Annotated in this window: 10 protein-coding genes; all 10 read left to right on the forward strand. The window is 63.0% G+C overall.

What is annotated here, in order from left to right:
• The first annotated feature begins 110 nt into the window (after nucleotides 1-110).
• The 10 genes from HY737_08075 (at nucleotide 111) to HY737_08120 (ending at nucleotide 14,593) form a co-directional block, all read left to right on the forward strand.
• Nucleotides 111-671, forward strand: coding sequence for a hypothetical protein (locus HY737_08075; protein MBI4598338.1), 561 nt, complete (start codon nucleotides 111-113; stop codon nucleotides 669-671).
• Complete coding sequence (locus tag HY737_08080) at nucleotides 655-3,699, forward strand: general secretion pathway protein GspK (GenBank protein MBI4598339.1); 3,045 nt, start codon at nucleotides 655-657, stop codon at nucleotides 3,697-3,699. Before HY737_08075 ends, HY737_08080 begins: the two co-directional genes overlap by 17 nt.
• Nucleotides 3,696-5,189 carry a hypothetical protein gene (locus tag HY737_08085; protein ID MBI4598340.1) on the forward strand — a complete coding sequence of 498 codons (1,494 nt, stop codon included), beginning with the start codon at nucleotides 3,696-3,698 and terminating at the stop codon, nucleotides 5,187-5,189. The genes HY737_08080 and HY737_08085 overlap by 4 nt, the downstream gene beginning before the upstream one ends.
• Before the next feature lie 19 nt (nucleotides 5,190-5,208).
• Nucleotides 5,209-6,837, forward strand: coding sequence for a PilN domain-containing protein (locus tag HY737_08090; protein ID MBI4598341.1), 1,629 nt, complete (start codon nucleotides 5,209-5,211; stop codon nucleotides 6,835-6,837).
• The gene (locus tag HY737_08095; protein ID MBI4598342.1) at nucleotides 6,834-7,637 is read left to right on the forward strand and encodes a hypothetical protein; all 804 of its coding nucleotides are present in this window, start codon (nucleotides 6,834-6,836) and stop codon (nucleotides 7,635-7,637) included. The genes HY737_08090 and HY737_08095 overlap by 4 nt, the downstream gene beginning before the upstream one ends.
• 3 nt (nucleotides 7,638-7,640) lie before the next feature.
• Nucleotides 7,641-8,198: a hypothetical protein gene (locus HY737_08100; GenBank protein ID MBI4598343.1), complete on the forward strand. Its 558-nt coding sequence runs from the start codon at nucleotides 7,641-7,643 to the stop codon at nucleotides 8,196-8,198.
• A 36-nt stretch (nucleotides 8,199-8,234) separates the two neighbouring features.
• Nucleotides 8,235-9,884, forward strand: a complete 1,650-nt coding sequence (locus tag HY737_08105) for a hypothetical protein (GenBank protein MBI4598344.1) — start codon at nucleotides 8,235-8,237, stop codon at nucleotides 9,882-9,884.
• A complete protein-coding gene (locus HY737_08110; protein MBI4598345.1) occupies nucleotides 9,881-12,088 on the forward strand; it encodes a hypothetical protein in 2,208 nt (735 codons plus the stop codon). The genes HY737_08105 and HY737_08110 overlap by 4 nt, the downstream gene beginning before the upstream one ends.
• A 68-nt stretch (nucleotides 12,089-12,156) precedes the next feature.
• Nucleotides 12,157-13,602: a hypothetical protein gene (locus HY737_08115; GenBank protein ID MBI4598346.1), complete on the forward strand. Its 1,446-nt coding sequence runs from the start codon at nucleotides 12,157-12,159 to the stop codon at nucleotides 13,600-13,602.
• The gene (locus HY737_08120) at nucleotides 13,595-14,593 is read left to right on the forward strand and encodes a LacI family DNA-binding transcriptional regulator (GenBank protein ID MBI4598347.1); all 999 of its coding nucleotides are present in this window, start codon (nucleotides 13,595-13,597) and stop codon (nucleotides 14,591-14,593) included. Before HY737_08115 ends, HY737_08120 begins: the two co-directional genes overlap by 8 nt.
• Nucleotide 14,594: the final 1 nt, after the last annotated feature.

Here is a 14,594-nt window from a genome sequence, read left to right on the forward strand (position 1 = left end):
GGTCGAAGGTGGAAGGTGGAAGGTGGAAGCAAACACCCCTTCGACCTTCGACCTTCGACCTTCGACCTTTCGCTTCTTATTATGCTCGGCATTCGCCAGTTGGATTGACGTTGGTCGAGCTGCTCATCGCACTGGCGATTCTCGTGACCGTCAGCGCGACGACCTTGCTGGTGTTCCGCGGAGTCATTAAAGCCTGGGGATCGGGTCAGCTGAAAACGGAGCGCTACCAGCAGGCGCGTTTGCTGTTTGATGTGTTTGAGCGGGAGCTCTCCTCGGCCGTGGCCAATCCCCGCTATCCGTTGGTGGGGGTAGGGCCCGGCGAGCCCTCCGTGGCGCATGAGGGGGTGGCGGTCTCAGCTGAGCTCGCGTTTGTCGGCAATTTGCCCGGCCGCAGCGGATTGGTGGAGCGGGTCTATTGGGCGACGTCCGCCGGGGTCTTCATGTGCCATGATGACGAATCCGGCGACGGCAATTACGCGACCGGAGACGCGGAGATATGCGGCCGCGAGGTGCTGAATTTCGCCGTCGCGTACTTTGACGGCGCGCAGTGGCTGCCGCGCTGGGACGGCGCTCCCACCGGGCGGCTGCCAAAGGCCGTTCGGATCGCGCTGACCATCGGAAAACAGAAACCCGAATCGTTTGAGACGATCATTCATGTGCCGACGAGCTGAGGGGGAACAGGGGATTGCGCTCTTAATTGTCGTGAGCGTCTTGACGGTCGTGGGCATCATGGGAGTCGCGTTTGCGTTTTCCATGTATCTCGAGACGCAGGCCACGCAGCAATTCGTCGCCACGCATCAGGCCCGCTATCTGGCCGAGGCCGGTGTGGCCCATGCCCGAGCGTTGCTTGATGAGGACAAGACCGCCTCGCGCGTCGATCATCTGGAGGAGTTCTGGGCGTCCGAGGGGGCGGGGAGCGATACGGATGTCGATGGCGATGGCGCGCGGGAATCGAAATGGTGGTTGTCGACGGGGACCGGCGGGCAGCTCGTGGGGCGCTATGCCATCGCCGTGGCCGATGAGTCCGGCAAGGCGAACCTGAATGCCGCGCAGGCGGATCCGGATCCGCTGGGTGTTGGAGCGATCAATGCCACCAAGGTGCTTCAAGCCGCCGGGATCAGCGATGCTCATGACATCGCCGTCATGATCGAGGAGTACCGCCATGGCCCGGATGAACGGCCAGGGAAAGCCGGGATCGACGATGACGGCGACGGGGCCATCGATGAGCTGGACGAATACCAGCCGTTTGCCCTCCAAGGGGATGATCGCCGCATTGAATCATTGGAGGAATTGCGGACGATCGCCGGCCTCGCCCCGCAAGACATCAAACCGCTTTCGCGCGTGGCGACGGTCTATAGCTGGGATGCGAATGTCACGGTAGGGGGCGCCTCGCGCGTGAATGTCAATACCGCCACCGCGGCGGAATTGCTGCCGATCCTGATGGACGCCGGGGTGGACGATCCGTGGCAGGTGGCGGTCAATATGGCCGATGCGGTCGATGCCGATCCTGAAATGTCGCAGGTCACCAGGACGTCGGTGCGGTTTCTCATGTCGGACCAGGGAGCGCAAGGCTCTTGGACGTGGAGCGATCAGCCGCACGGCCATTATCGGAGCACGTCCAGCGGGGCCACCTTGAGCTGGTCGATCACCGTGGCGTCCAACACGTATCGCGTGCTGGTGAAGGGGCTGCCCGGCGTGCGGGTGGGCGATGTGGCGGTCGGCGGCCAATCCCAATCGTCAATGGACAGCGGCGAGTCGCTGGGGATGCTTCAATTAGAAGGTCCCATCACGATCCAGGTGACCAATCATGAGCCCTCCGGCACCCTGTGCGCGTTTCGCGGCCTGGAGCTGGTGCCGGAGTCGGCCAGCGGCGGCACGGCGGTTCGCGGCATTGAAGCCGTGCGATTAAACGAGCTGATGATTGAGCCGTCGATGACGTTCGATGTTTCCGCGGCGGAGTTCGATCCCCAAGGCTCCGGCTGGCAGTGCCCGGGCGGCGGAGCCCCCTGCCTCAACAGCGCCGGGGGGCAAGGGCGGTGGACGTGGACCAGCTTGTTCGTGCCGGCCGGGCGCTACTATGTGCGGGTGCACGCGGCGGCGGCCGGCCAAACCGTGGGGAACGTGTCCATCGACGGAGACAGCCGCCTCCTGGTCCACCAGCAGCGACACCCCGCCACCCTCTTGGTCGGCTCGGATGGAAAAATTAGCGTGGCTATTGGCAAGACGGCTGCCGAAGGGACATACTATCTGCTAGGACTGACCATCTCCCTTCAACCGGATGCGGAATACGTGGAGCTCATCAATCTGAGCGACGCCGCCATTGATGTCGGCGGCTGGCAGCTGAGCGGTGAGCTGGGGGGTGGTCGTGTGGCCAAATTGCCCAGCGGGTCGGTGATTCAACCCCATGCGCTGCTCGTGGCCGCGGTGGATGTGAACGACAACCAAACCGGCTTGGGGGGCAATGGCATCGAGGCCAAGTCTTCGTGGTCGATGGCCGACGGCGTGAATGCGGTGCAATTGGAATTTCCGGGCGGGGCACCCACACCCGATGATGACTGGCTGAAAGCCACGCCCCCGAGCGGAACGTCAACGCTGAGGCTGCAAACGACCCACGGAGCCGTGGTGGATGAAATCGAGTATCCGGCCCAGGGCGCCGGCAACTTTCAAAGCCTTGAGAAGGGGGATCCGAGCATCGTCATCGACGGCAATGGCGACGGCGTCGATGACGGCTGGTACCCGTCGCTGCAGCTGTATACGCCTGGACTGAAAAACGATAACGAGGGGCTGAAGGAAATCGTCGGACTGACCCAAATCGTGCATGATCCCGCGACCGAGGTCACCGTGCTGAACCGTCCGCTGGGCGGTGTCGGCGAATTGGCGGGTTTGGCCAGCGGCATCCCTTGGCGGCCGTTTTCGACCGCGGAGTTAGCACGAATCGTGGACCGCGTCACGGTCGACGGCTACCGGCTGGAGGCCGAGGGGCATTGGACAGGCTCGGAAGGATCGGAGGCGTGGACCGAGAAAACCGAAGGCTATTATCTGCATACTGATCCGGCCCAGGCGGCTGCGGCCGGCCATTGGCGATGGATGGGATTGCCGAATGGCACGTACCGCATCAGCCTCTATGGCTGCTCAGGATGCCAAGGGGAGCAGATGGCCGTGCGGTGGCAGCGGGTGGATGAGAGTTTCACGGAATGGTCGCCGCTGCTGGCGACCGATATCCAAGGGCGCATCGTGATCGGCACCATGACGGTCGGGCCCGCACCCGCCGGAGCGTCGGATATCGGGACGGCATCGCAGACCGTCACGCTGGAAGTCACCTGCGCTTCGGCTGATGGCATTTGCCATGTGGATTATCTGCGGCTGGATCCGCAATTGGTGCGGGTCGGGCCGGTGAATGTGAATACGGCCAGCCGCGACGTGCTGCTGGCCTTGCCTGGCATGACAGAGGCCCTAGCGTCCCGCCTCATGACGGGGCGGCCGTACGGGGATCAGCGGAGCAAGGGGTTAGGCATCGGCGATCTGCTGCTCGGCGATGTCTTAGGATCGGATGAGGCGACACGGCTGGCCATGTTTCGAGAGATCGCCCATTTGCTGACGACGCGGTCTGATCTGTTTCGCATCGTCGGGTTGGGCCAGGCGATGCATGGCAGCCGGACCGAAGCGACCCAGCGCATCACCGCCGTGATCCAACGATGAAGAGACATACGGTCTTCAATAGTTGCTATCTGCTATCTGCTATCTGCTATCTGCTGCCCTTGACGGCGGAGGCGGCGCAAAGCAAAGGCGCTGACAAGGAACTCGCGCTCGCCAGCGCCAATCAAGGGGGCGGCAATGTCTCATCCTCCAAGTATCAGCACACGATGACGGTCGGCGAGGTGGTCGCGGGGATCAAACTCTCCAGCCAAAAATTTAAGGTGCTGCCCGGCTTCCTCAACGCCACCACGACGCCCTCGATGGTAGCGCCCAGCGAGCTGGATATTCTCGTGCTCTATGCGAAAGCCGATGCCTTGGGAGCCGTCATTCCCCCGGCCACCTGGCAGCCCGACAACGATCCGATCTTCATCTGGGAGCCGCCCGGCAGCCCGTCGGTGGCCGGCTATAGCTACCAGATCGACGGAACGGCTGATGACACCATCGACACCTCCGCGACCTCCGTGGATCTGGCCAGCCTGCCCAGCGTGCTGACGGACGGCACGCACACCTTCTCGGTGAAGGCGTTCAACAACGCCGGTAGCCACGGCGAGCCGATCACCATCGAGTTGTGGGTTGACGCGACCCCGCCGCAGGTTCCGAGCTATGCGCCAGCACCCGCGAGCTTGCTGAGCGTGGCCGCCCCGCCAGTGACCGCGACCGTCTCGGATGGGGGCAGCGGGGTTGATCCTGCCGCGTTGCAGGTGCTGGTCAACGGCGGGGCAGCGACGGTGACCTGGAACGCCTCCACCAATCTCTTGACGGCCGCCGGCGGGGCCTGGCAGGACGGCGTCAATAACATCGAGCTGCGCGTGGCCGATCTCATCGGCAATGCGCCGGCCCCTATCATCTGGAGTGTGACGCGCGATACCGCGCCGCCCACCGGCACCCTCACGATTAACGGCGGGGCCCTGCTGACCACCAGCCTGTATGTGACGCTTGAGCTCTCCGCGGCCGATGCCACGACCAGTGTCACGCGCATGCTGATTGGCAACGATCCGCTCTCCGGGTTTGTGGAAGAGCTCTACGCCACTCGGCGCGAGCAGTGGCGGCTCAATCCCCTCCGGGGCACGCAGACCGTGTATGTGAAATTCATCGATACCGCCGGCAATATCTCGCCGGCGGTCTCCGACGCGATTGAGCTGCTGCTGTTGTCTCCGGAGACGACGATTACCAGCGGTCCGGCCGGCTTTACCATGAACCGGGCCGCCACCTTTACCTTCATGTGCCCCCAGGAGAATTGCGTGTTTTCCTACGCGTTTGACAATGAGCCCTGGTCGGCGTGGAGCTCGCAGGCGACGGCGGCGAAAGCGGAGGTGCCCTACGGCAACCATTACTTCCGCGTCAAGGCGGCGAAAGAGGTCAACGGGATTCTGGAAATTCAGCCTGATGAGGAAGACCCGTCGCCGGCCGAGCGCACGTGGGTCGTCGGTGTGGAGTCGCCCGCCTTCACGATGCCGAACGAATCTCCGATTAAAGTCTGGCGCGTCGAATAAACTGAGTATAATGTGAAGCATGTCGATCGGGGTTGGAATTGAGCTTGGGTCCTCAGCCATCCGCATTGCCATCCTGCAAGAGGCCCAGCGCAGCGCGCCCTCCGTGACGCGTTCGAAGGCGCACGCGTCCCGCGACACCGCGCTCGGGGCCGGCAATGCTCCGCGAGCCTTCAGCGCGGTGACGCTGCAAGAAATTTCCTGCGACACGTCCAATACGGAAGCCCTCACCCGCTGCCTGATCCATGTGCGCAGCACCCTGCGATTGTCTGCCCCGATCGTGCTCGGGATTCCCAGCGGCTCGGCGATTCTCTCGACGATCAACCCGCTCGTGGTGGTTCCGCAGCGGGCCGCATTAGCCGTGCAGTTTGAATTGCAGCAGCAGTTGCCCTTCGATGTGTCGCAGGCGACGTGGCATTACCACTGGCTTCGCAACGGCAACGGGTCACGGCGATCGTCTCTTGAACCGCACCCGCGAGCGGTGGTGGCGGCGGTGAAGCGGTCGCTGCTCGATGAGCGGCTCATCGCGTGCCGGCGCGCCGGCATCGCCGTCAAAGAGGTCACCGCGAATGCGCTGGCGAGCCTGAATGCCTGGGATGCGCTGTGGAGCAATTTGCGGCTGGAGGCGGTCGCGCTCTTGCACCTCATCAGCGAGGAGACGGCGGAGTGGATTGTGCGAACACCCGAGCAGTTGCAGGTCGTGCCCGTCAGCAGCGCGTCCGCGGAGGCGTTATGGCAAGACCTTGCCCAGACCTGGGAAACGCTGCGCGCCTCGTTCGGAAATCGCAGCCCGCATGTCTGGGTCGCCGGGCCTCCGGCGGCCCTCACCAACGCGCAGGAGTTTATCAGCATGGAGACCGTGGCCGCGGTGGAGCGGTTTGATGTGACGGCGCTGCTGGCCTCCGGCACCGCCAAGCTCCAACAACCGGAGCGCGTGATGGCCGCGATCGGCCTGGCCCTGCAAGCGCTGCGCGCCGCGAAGACGCCCGTGAATCTGCTGGCCGGCATCCAGCATCTTCAGCGCGCTCGCCTCATCACCCAGGCGGCCGCGGTGGTCAGCGCGATCTGCCTCTGTGTTACGCTGCTGCTGGGGGCGAGCGGCATGTGGCAGCTGCGCAGCCGCCGCCTGCATCTGCTGCAGCAGCTTGAAGCGCGCGAGCAGCTCTATCAAACCTTGCGGCCGGAGGTGCGCGCGGCCTTTCAGCAGCAGCGCCGCATGGAGCGGCGGATTCAGCAGCTGGAGCGGCTGGCGGATCATTCCTCGCTGGTCATCCGGTTAATGACGCAGGTGGTCGGCTTGCTGCCCGATGATCTGTGGCTGACGAAGCTTGAGGGCTTCCGCAGCGAGCTGCTGCCCGGGCAGCGGGCGACCAAGACCGAAGTCATCGACGGCATGATGGAGGGGCACGCCAAATCGTTTGCCGCGATCAATTCTTTCATGGAGCGGCTCAAAGCGCTGCCGGAATTGTCGATCGTCAAGCTCGTGTCCACGACGCCGGCGACCGATGCCACCAGCGGGAGAGAAGTGATCGCCTTCACCATTCAGCTGCAGCGGCAGATAGTGGAAGAATCCGTCGTGGACACGGGGCCTGAGCCGTCGAAAAAGGCGAAATCCGCGAAGGCCGGCTCGGCCGCGCCGGAGCGCGAATGATGGTAGCACCCCGCGCGATCCCGTGGGGGCCGGTGCTGGGCGCGGTGGGGGCCACTGCCTTGACGGCCATCGTCGTGGCGTGGTACGGGAATGTGACGATGCTGGATCAGCAGGCGGTGCAGACGCGCGCGGGGTTGAAGAAGCTTCTGCTCAGCGGCATTCCGCCGACCCAAGCCGTGGTGGATTATTTGACCGAGCGGCAGAAAACGCTCGAGGCCGCTTATCATCGATGGCTCGACGTCGCGACCGCCCCGTCCGTGGCGGATGCGGCCTCAGCGGATTTGCAGCTCTCCTTCCAGGAACAGCTTCATGACGCCCAGCGCATGCTGGAACGCGTGGCCGCCGCGCGCGCCATGGCCGTTCCCGAGCAGCTGGGATTTCCCAAAGACATGCCGCCGGCCGATACGGTGCCGCGGCTGCTCGTGCAGCTCGCACTCATGAAAGAAACGACCGCGATCCTGTTTGAGCAGGGGCTGATCAGCATCACGGCCTTTAAGCTGGAGGATCCTGAGCCGGTGGCGGAGGCCAAGGACCAGCGGCCGTTTCTGACCCGCGTGCCGTTGCGCGTGCGATTGGTGGCGTCGTTGCCGCAGCTGATGAGAATTCTCGCGGCACTCCAGCGCTCGGGGCATCTGATCGATGTGCGAGCGATGCGCTTAATCGGCGCAGACTCGCCTGATCGCTTGGATGTCGAGCTGGTCCTCGCGCGGTATCTGCTCGTGCCCGGGGCCGAGGTGATGTCCGGGCCCGAAGAACAACCGCCAACCGAGCGTCCCCGCCGAAAACCCAATGCGCGATAACCCATGATGACACCATCGAATTCGCGAGGAGCACTCGGCGTCGCAGCCGCGTCAGCTCTCATCACTATGGGCATCGGTGTGTGGTACGCCGGATTGGCGCGCGCCAAACATGCCGAGCTGCCGCCGGAATCGTGGGATCTCGTCAAGCAGCAGTATCCGATGCCGAAGGAGGAGCCCACGCCGGAGGGGCTCTCGAGCGCCATGGTCAACGCGATGGTCCAAGCGAACCCGTTTTCATCGCAGCGGCGCGTGGCTTCCATGCCGATCGGCGCCGGGCCGTCCATGGCATCTCCTTCCGGCGAGCTGGCATCGACCAAGCCGGTGTTCGTCTATAAAGGCCGCGTGACCATGGGCCAGCAAGCGCGGGCGATTCTCGAAGACGCGAGCATTAAGAAGACGTATTTTCTCCAAGTCGGACAAGAGGTTGCGGGATTCAAAGTGCTTGACATCACGCAAAAACAGGTGGTATTATCAGACAAAAATACGCACGAAGAACTTGTTGTGACGCTGGCATCCGCGGCGGGATCAGGCACGGAAAAAGACAAGAAAACGCCGCCATAATGCCAAGAACGACCTCAACACGTGAGGGCAGCTAGGTTGAGTTCATCCAGAGTTCGACGCGCCGCGTTCGTGCTGAGCGTGGCGTGCTGGTGGCCGGCATGGGCTGTACTCGCACAGCAGAGTGCCCCGGCCACCGACGATCCTGTTGAGCCCGTGTCGTTTTCCCTCGCCGCCTTGCTGATGGAGGCCCCCCCGGAAGCCAAGCCGCAGGCACCCCTTCTTCGGCAAGCCATTGCGACCTTCCAATCCCGCCTGCAAGCGGAGCAGAACGTCAAGCAGATTCAGGCCGAGACGGACAGCGTGAAGACAAAAGTTGCGGCTGTCAACAGCGAGCTTGAAGTGCTCGCCCAGCAGCGGCAGCGGTTGGAACAGGATGTCGTCGGCCTGGAATCCCAGCAGCGGGCCCGGCTTGAAGCCCTGCGCCAAGAGCTGGAAGCGCGCATGGCTCGCGAGCTGGATGCGGCGCGCCAGGCGATGAGGGGACAGTATGAGAAAGACGTGACGCGCCGGATTCAGCAGTTTGAGGCCAGGCAGCAGGAAACCATCGGGCAAGCGCTCGAGCAGGAAATCGACGCGCAGGAGCGCGAGCTGGCACAGCTGAGCCAAGAGCTCGATGTGCAGACGCAAGAGCTCAATGCGCATCTGTCGCGATTAGAGATCAGCCCCGATGTCTCGCGAACGCTGGGGCGCTCCACCGCGGAAGCGCTGACGAAGCGCCGAGCGGATTTGGTGGCGCGCCGACGTAAAATCATCGCCGAGCGCGATGCGCGAGTGGCCGCCCTGCGCGTGGAATTCACCGAACAGCTGAAGCGCAACTATGAGCTTGATCAGCGCCGGCGCTTGACGCTCAACGAAGCCAGCATCCGGCAGGCGATGGCTGAGCTGCTCACCAACACGCGGCGCGATCAAGCCGGCCAAATCGACCACGCCCGCAAGATGTTTAGCGACGTGCGGAATCGGTACGGCGAACTGGCCCAGGTGCAGGCGTCGCTCAATGCCCGCACCGAGGCGCTGAGCAAAGAGCTCAGCGCGGCCCAGCAGCGGGTGGTGTCATTGCAGACCGAGCAGGATACCGTGATCGCGCGGTTGGAAGGATCCTTCCAACAGCCCAATGCGGTGGCCTCTGAAACCTTTGCCTGGTTCGACGAGGTGACCGGCCATCTGCCCCAGGAGCTGGCCGGAGAATTCGAGCGGCTGAAGGTTCGGGTGGTGGTTTCGGCAGAGCAGATGCAGCGGATGGAAGAGCGCTCGCGTGTGCTGCGCGAGCGGCAACAGGCCTTGCAACTCGCACACGAGATGGAGGCGCGGCAGCAAGCCGCGCTGCTGAAGCAGCAGCGTGAGCAGGAAGCCAAAGCCCGCAAGGCGGATGAGCTGCTGGCGAAAGCGAATCAGTGGGCCGAGCGCCAGCGCTACGATGAGGCCTTGCGCCTGATCGCGCAAGCCCAAGAGCTGAACCCGCCGCAGGTGTCCCGCGTGACCATCGCCCGCGAGCAAATTGTGTCCGCGAAAGAGCGGGCCGACCATCAGGTTAGGACCGATCAGCTGGAGCAACTCTTCGCGAAGGCGATGCAGGTGTTCCAGCAGGGCAAGTACGAGGAGTCGATTGGATTGTTCGAGCAGGTGATTGCGCAAGAGGCGGCGCTTGACCCCTCATCGGTACGGTTGGTGGACAGTACGAATCCATGAATCGCGTGCGGCGTGCGGCGTGCGTAGGCTTGACGGTCGCTGTGTCCTTCGGAGCCCGGACCTGGGCTGAGCAAGCTCCGTCGACGCAAACGGAGCTGAAACAGTTTGCCCCGCTGGCCCGCCAATTCATGCAATTGGCCAAGGCGCGCCTCGGAGAACGGCAGCAGGAGGACGAGGCGGCGCGCGAGCGCGGGAAAGAAGAAGCGCAGCGTCTGGCGATTGAGATGACGAACAGCAAGCAGCGGCAGCGCGCCGCTGCGGATCAGCGCGCGCAAGGGCAGCTGCGGCTCGCCCGCGAAGGGCAGATCAAAGCCCTCTACAAGCACGCCCTCGCCCTCTATAACGAAGGCGCCTACGATAAGGCGGCCGAGACCCTGCGGGAGCTGGCCGTGCTGGATCCTGCGCATCCGCTGGTGAAGGCGGCGGATCGGCTGCTGGCGCGCGTGGAGCTGAAGCAGTTTGAGCATCGCTTGCGCGCCAGCGCGCAGCTGCCGGCGAACGCGAAGACGGCGAACGTTCCCCAGCTCGAAGAGCTGCTCACCAATAAGAAGATGGAGCTGGAGACCGCCGTCAACTACGCCAAGGCGGCGATGCGCAATCGCAACTATGCCGTGGCCGAAAAGCTCCTCACGGCGGTGTTAGTCCAGGATCCTTCCGCCTCGACCGCCCGCCGGCTGCTGGAGCAGGTCCAGATGGCCGCGGTGGAGGAGGAGCGCGCGCGGGCCACGGCGCAACTGGAGCGTGATGAGCGGCTCATGGAGAATGAGGTCATCAAGGCGCAGCTGCTGCCGCCGGAGCCGCCGCCGGTGTCGGTGCCAAACCCCTTGCTCGCGGCCGCGCGGAAGCAGCGCATGGCCGCCAAGCTGCAGCAGCCGGTGAGTTTTGAATTCACTGACGTGGCGCTCGGCGACGTCATGGAATTCCTCGCCGACGCCGCCGGGGTGAGCATTATTCCCTCGCCGCAGCTGGATTTAAAGGGCCGGAAAGTGTCCATGAAAGCGCATCAGCTGCCGCTGGAGCAGGCGGTCAAATACTTGGCCAAGAACCTATCGCTGGCGTATCGCCTGGACGAGGATGCCATCTTGCTGGCCACGGCGGATGAGTTTTCCAAGCAGCCGATGGAAACGCGCGTGTTTTTCCTGCGCAGCGGGCTGGGGCCCTTTGCGCTGAAGATGGCAGCACTAGAGCCGGACCCGAAACTGGCACTCTCCTCCATCGGCGAGTTGATTGAAAAATCGGTGCCCCAGCCCTCCGGCAGCAAGCTCGTCTTTGATGAGCGCAGCGGCGCGCTCATCGCCACCAACACCGGCGAGCATCTCGGCCTCATCGCCAACATGCTCAGCCAGCTGGATGTGACCCCCATTCAGATTCTGATCGAGGCCCGCTTCATCGAATTGACGATGACGGACCTTGAGCAGGCGTCCCTGGAGTCGGTGCTGACAGGCGATGTGGATCTGACGAAAAAGAAGCGGGATACGCGCCCTGGGTCGAATGTCGACAGCGAAGGGCCGGGACATCAGATTGCGACCGGCAGCGGCTTTAAGTTCCCCGCCTTATCCCGCGAAAGCGAGGCGCTGAACTTGACGCTGCAGGGGGTGCTGACCGGCGTGCAGTTTGAAACCGCCCTCCACCGGCTGCAAGAGACGCAGAAGAGCAAGACGCTCTCCGCCCCCCGTGTCACGGCGCTCAATAACGAGACGGCCCAAATCAAGGTGGTGGATGAGTTCAATTACCCGACGCGCTACCAGGTGCAGCTCGTGCAGTTCGACATCAACGGCGACGGAGATTTTGATGACGCCGGAGAGACGCAATTCGTCAATGTGCCCCAGGATTTCCAGAAGCGCGACGTGGGCATTTTGCTCAACGTCACGCCCAGCGTCGGCAAAGATCTGAAGACGATCACCTTGGTGCTGGCCCCCGAGGTCAGCGCCTTCAGCTCATTCCGCGACTTAGGCGGCGGGGTGTCCGTGCCGGAGTTTACGACCAGACAGTTGACCACGAGTGTTGTGGTGGACGACGGGCAGACGGTGGTCCTGGGCGGTCTCATGCAGGATTCGACCTCCACCACCAACACCAAAGTGCCCATCTTGGGAGATCTGCCGCTGCTCGGCTCGCTCTTCCGCCAGACGGAAGAGTCGAACACCCGTAAAAATTTGCTCATCTTTATTACCGCGAGACTGCTCGCCTCCCGTCCCACCACGTAATGCCAGCCCCACATTCTCCATCCCAAATTTTGGTGTTTGTTTGGTGCTTGGGATTTGGCGCGTGGTGCTTGCCGCTCCACGCGGAACCAGCGAAGAGCTTCCAGGAGCGGCTCGGAGAGCCGGTGTCCGCGGATTTTCAAGGCGTGGAATTCTCCGCCGCGATCAATTTCCTGGCCGAAGGCTCCAGCGTCAATATTCTCGTCTCCGAGAAGGCGGCCAAGTCCGCCAAACCGGTGACGATTCATCTCGTGGACATGCCGTTTCAGCGAGCCCTGGAATATCTGCTGCGGGGCCAGGGCCTGCTGTTTCGTTTTGATCGGGAGGCGGTGTGGGTGGCCACGCGCGATGAAATGGACTCCGAGCCGATGGAGACCAGGGTCTTTCAGCTCAACCAAGGACCGGGATTCTTCGCCGACTTCGAGCCGCTGAAACAGACGCGCGAGAGCGTGGCTCTCGAGCCGAAAAAAGTCCGCGAGATGCGCAGCCTCAAGGACGTGCTGGAATCGGTGGTGCCGACCGTCGGCAAGAGCTCGATGCTGCTGGATGAGCGCAGCGGCTCGCTAATTGTCACGCACGCGCCCTACTATCTGCAGCAGATCGCGGCACTCCTGCAGCAGCTCGATGCGACGCCGGTGCAGGTGCAGATTGAGGCGCGGTTCATCGAAGTCACGATCACCGATACGATGGAGCTCGGGTTTGACGGGCAATTGACCGGCAATTTCGCGCTGGAGAAAGGCAAAGAGGCCAACGGGACCTTCAGCCCGAGGCTGCAGCTCTCCAGCACCGGAGCGACGCTGGCCCGCGGCAGCAAGATCGATTTCACCGATTTTTCGAATCAGACTAACGGCCTGAACTTGACGTTCCAAGGCATCCTGACCGGCCTGCAGTACTCGTCGGTGCTGCATGCCCTGGCGGCGCAAGGGAAAACCAAAACGCTCTCAGCGCCCCGCGTCACCACCCTGAATAATCAGACGGCCACCATGAAGGTCGTGACGGAATACGTCTATGCGACGCAGTACAAGCCCACGGTGCTCCGGGAAGACCTCAATGGCGATGGGGATTTCAATGACGTGATCAGCGGCACGCGCGAAACGCGCTTCATCAACGCGCCCCAAGGATTCGTGACGAAAGACTTAGGCATTCTGCTTCACGTGACACCCAGCGTGGGGCAGGATCTTCGGACGATCACCATGGCGCTGAAGCCCGAAGTCAGCGAGCGCAAGACCAACGACACCTTCAACGGCGAGGTCACGCTGCCCCGGTTCACCTCGCGCAATTTGGAAACCAGCGTCGTCATCGACCGGGGGCAGACCATCATGCTCGGCGGCCTCATGAAAGACACCACGACGAAGATCATGACCAAAGTGCCCCTCTTAGGATCGCTGCCCGTCTTGGGGGCGATGTTTCGGAAGCAGAATGATTCGATCGAGCGCTCCAACCTGCTCATTTTTGTGACCGCCGATCTCGTGAGTCCCTCCGGGGCTCGCGTGGCTCGGTCAGACGCCGATGAGTAAAATTGACATCACCCATGTGGCCAAAGCCGCGCGCGTCTCAACGACGACGGTTTCCCGAGTGCTCAATCATGTCGCCACCGTCAACGTGGAGAATCGCCAGCGGGTCCTCGCGGCCATGAAGCGCCTGAAGTACCATCCCAATCCAAGTGCCCGGCGGCTCGCCTCAGGCAAGGCGAATACGATCGGCCTGATCATCCCGCGCTACGAGGGCGTGTTCCATTCCTATTACGCGCTGCAGGTGATTAAGGGGGCTGGCATGGCGGCCGAGCGGCTGGGCTGCGATTTGCTGCTGCATGTGACCGACGGCAAAACGTTTCCGCCGGCCGTGGACGGCGTGTTGTTTGCCGACATCACCGGCTGCGAGGAGCTGCTCGACCGGGTCTTGGATGAGGGCATTCCGACGGTGGTGTTGAACCACTACATCCAGGAATTGCCGGTCAGTTGCGTGGCCATCGACAATCAGGGAGGGGCGAAATCCGTCGTTGATTACTTGGTGCGATTGGGGCATCGAGAGATCGGCACGATCACCGGCGATTTGAAGACGCAGGCTGGATTGGATCGTCTGGACGGGTTTGTGAAAGCGCTGCAGGCGCACCAGATCGCGGCGCGCGATGAGTATATCCGCTACGGGGATTTCGGGTTGCCAAGCGCTCGAGCGGCGACGGAAGCGTTTCTAGCCATGAAAGATCGTCCGACGGCGCTGTTTGTGGCCAGCGATGAGATGGCGCTGGAAACCATCAATGTGGCTCTGGCGAAGGGCGTGCGGGTGCCGGAGGAGTTCTCCGTCGTGGGATTTGATGATAACCCCATCGCAGCGCACGGGCGCGTGTCGCTGACGACGGTGCGGCAACCCTTGGCGGACATGGGGCGGCAAGGCCTGGAGATGCTGTATCAGCGCAAGAGCGGCAAGCGCACCGCGCCGGTTAAGCGTTTGCTGCCGACCGAGTTGATTGAACGGCAATCCTGTCGCCAGACGTGGCTTGAACGATAAA

The sequence above is a fragment of the Candidatus Omnitrophota bacterium genome (assembly GCA_016209275.1).
Taxonomy (GTDB): Bacteria; Omnitrophota; Gorgyraeia; order Aquiviventales; family Aquiviventaceae; genus JACQWM01.

Excerpts from the sequence above, each read along its gene's own strand:
- HY737_08080 (MBI4598339.1), top strand. The coding sequence starts at position 655 with ATGTGCCGACGAGCTGAGGGGGAACAGGGGATTGCGCTCTTAATTGTC.
- HY737_08085 (MBI4598340.1), top strand. The coding sequence starts at position 3,696 with ATGAAGAGACATACGGTCTTCAATAGTTGCTATCTGCTATCTGCTATC.
- HY737_08090 (MBI4598341.1), top strand. The coding sequence starts at position 5,209 with ATGTCGATCGGGGTTGGAATTGAGCTTGGGTCCTCAGCCATCCGCATT.
- HY737_08095 (MBI4598342.1), top strand. The coding sequence starts at position 6,834 with ATGATGGTAGCACCCCGCGCGATCCCGTGGGGGCCGGTGCTGGGCGCG.
- HY737_08100 (MBI4598343.1), top strand. The coding sequence starts at position 7,641 with ATGATGACACCATCGAATTCGCGAGGAGCACTCGGCGTCGCAGCCGCG.
- HY737_08110 (MBI4598345.1), top strand. The coding sequence starts at position 9,881 with ATGAATCGCGTGCGGCGTGCGGCGTGCGTAGGCTTGACGGTCGCTGTG.
- HY737_08120 (MBI4598347.1), top strand. The coding sequence starts at position 13,595 with ATGAGTAAAATTGACATCACCCATGTGGCCAAAGCCGCGCGCGTCTCA.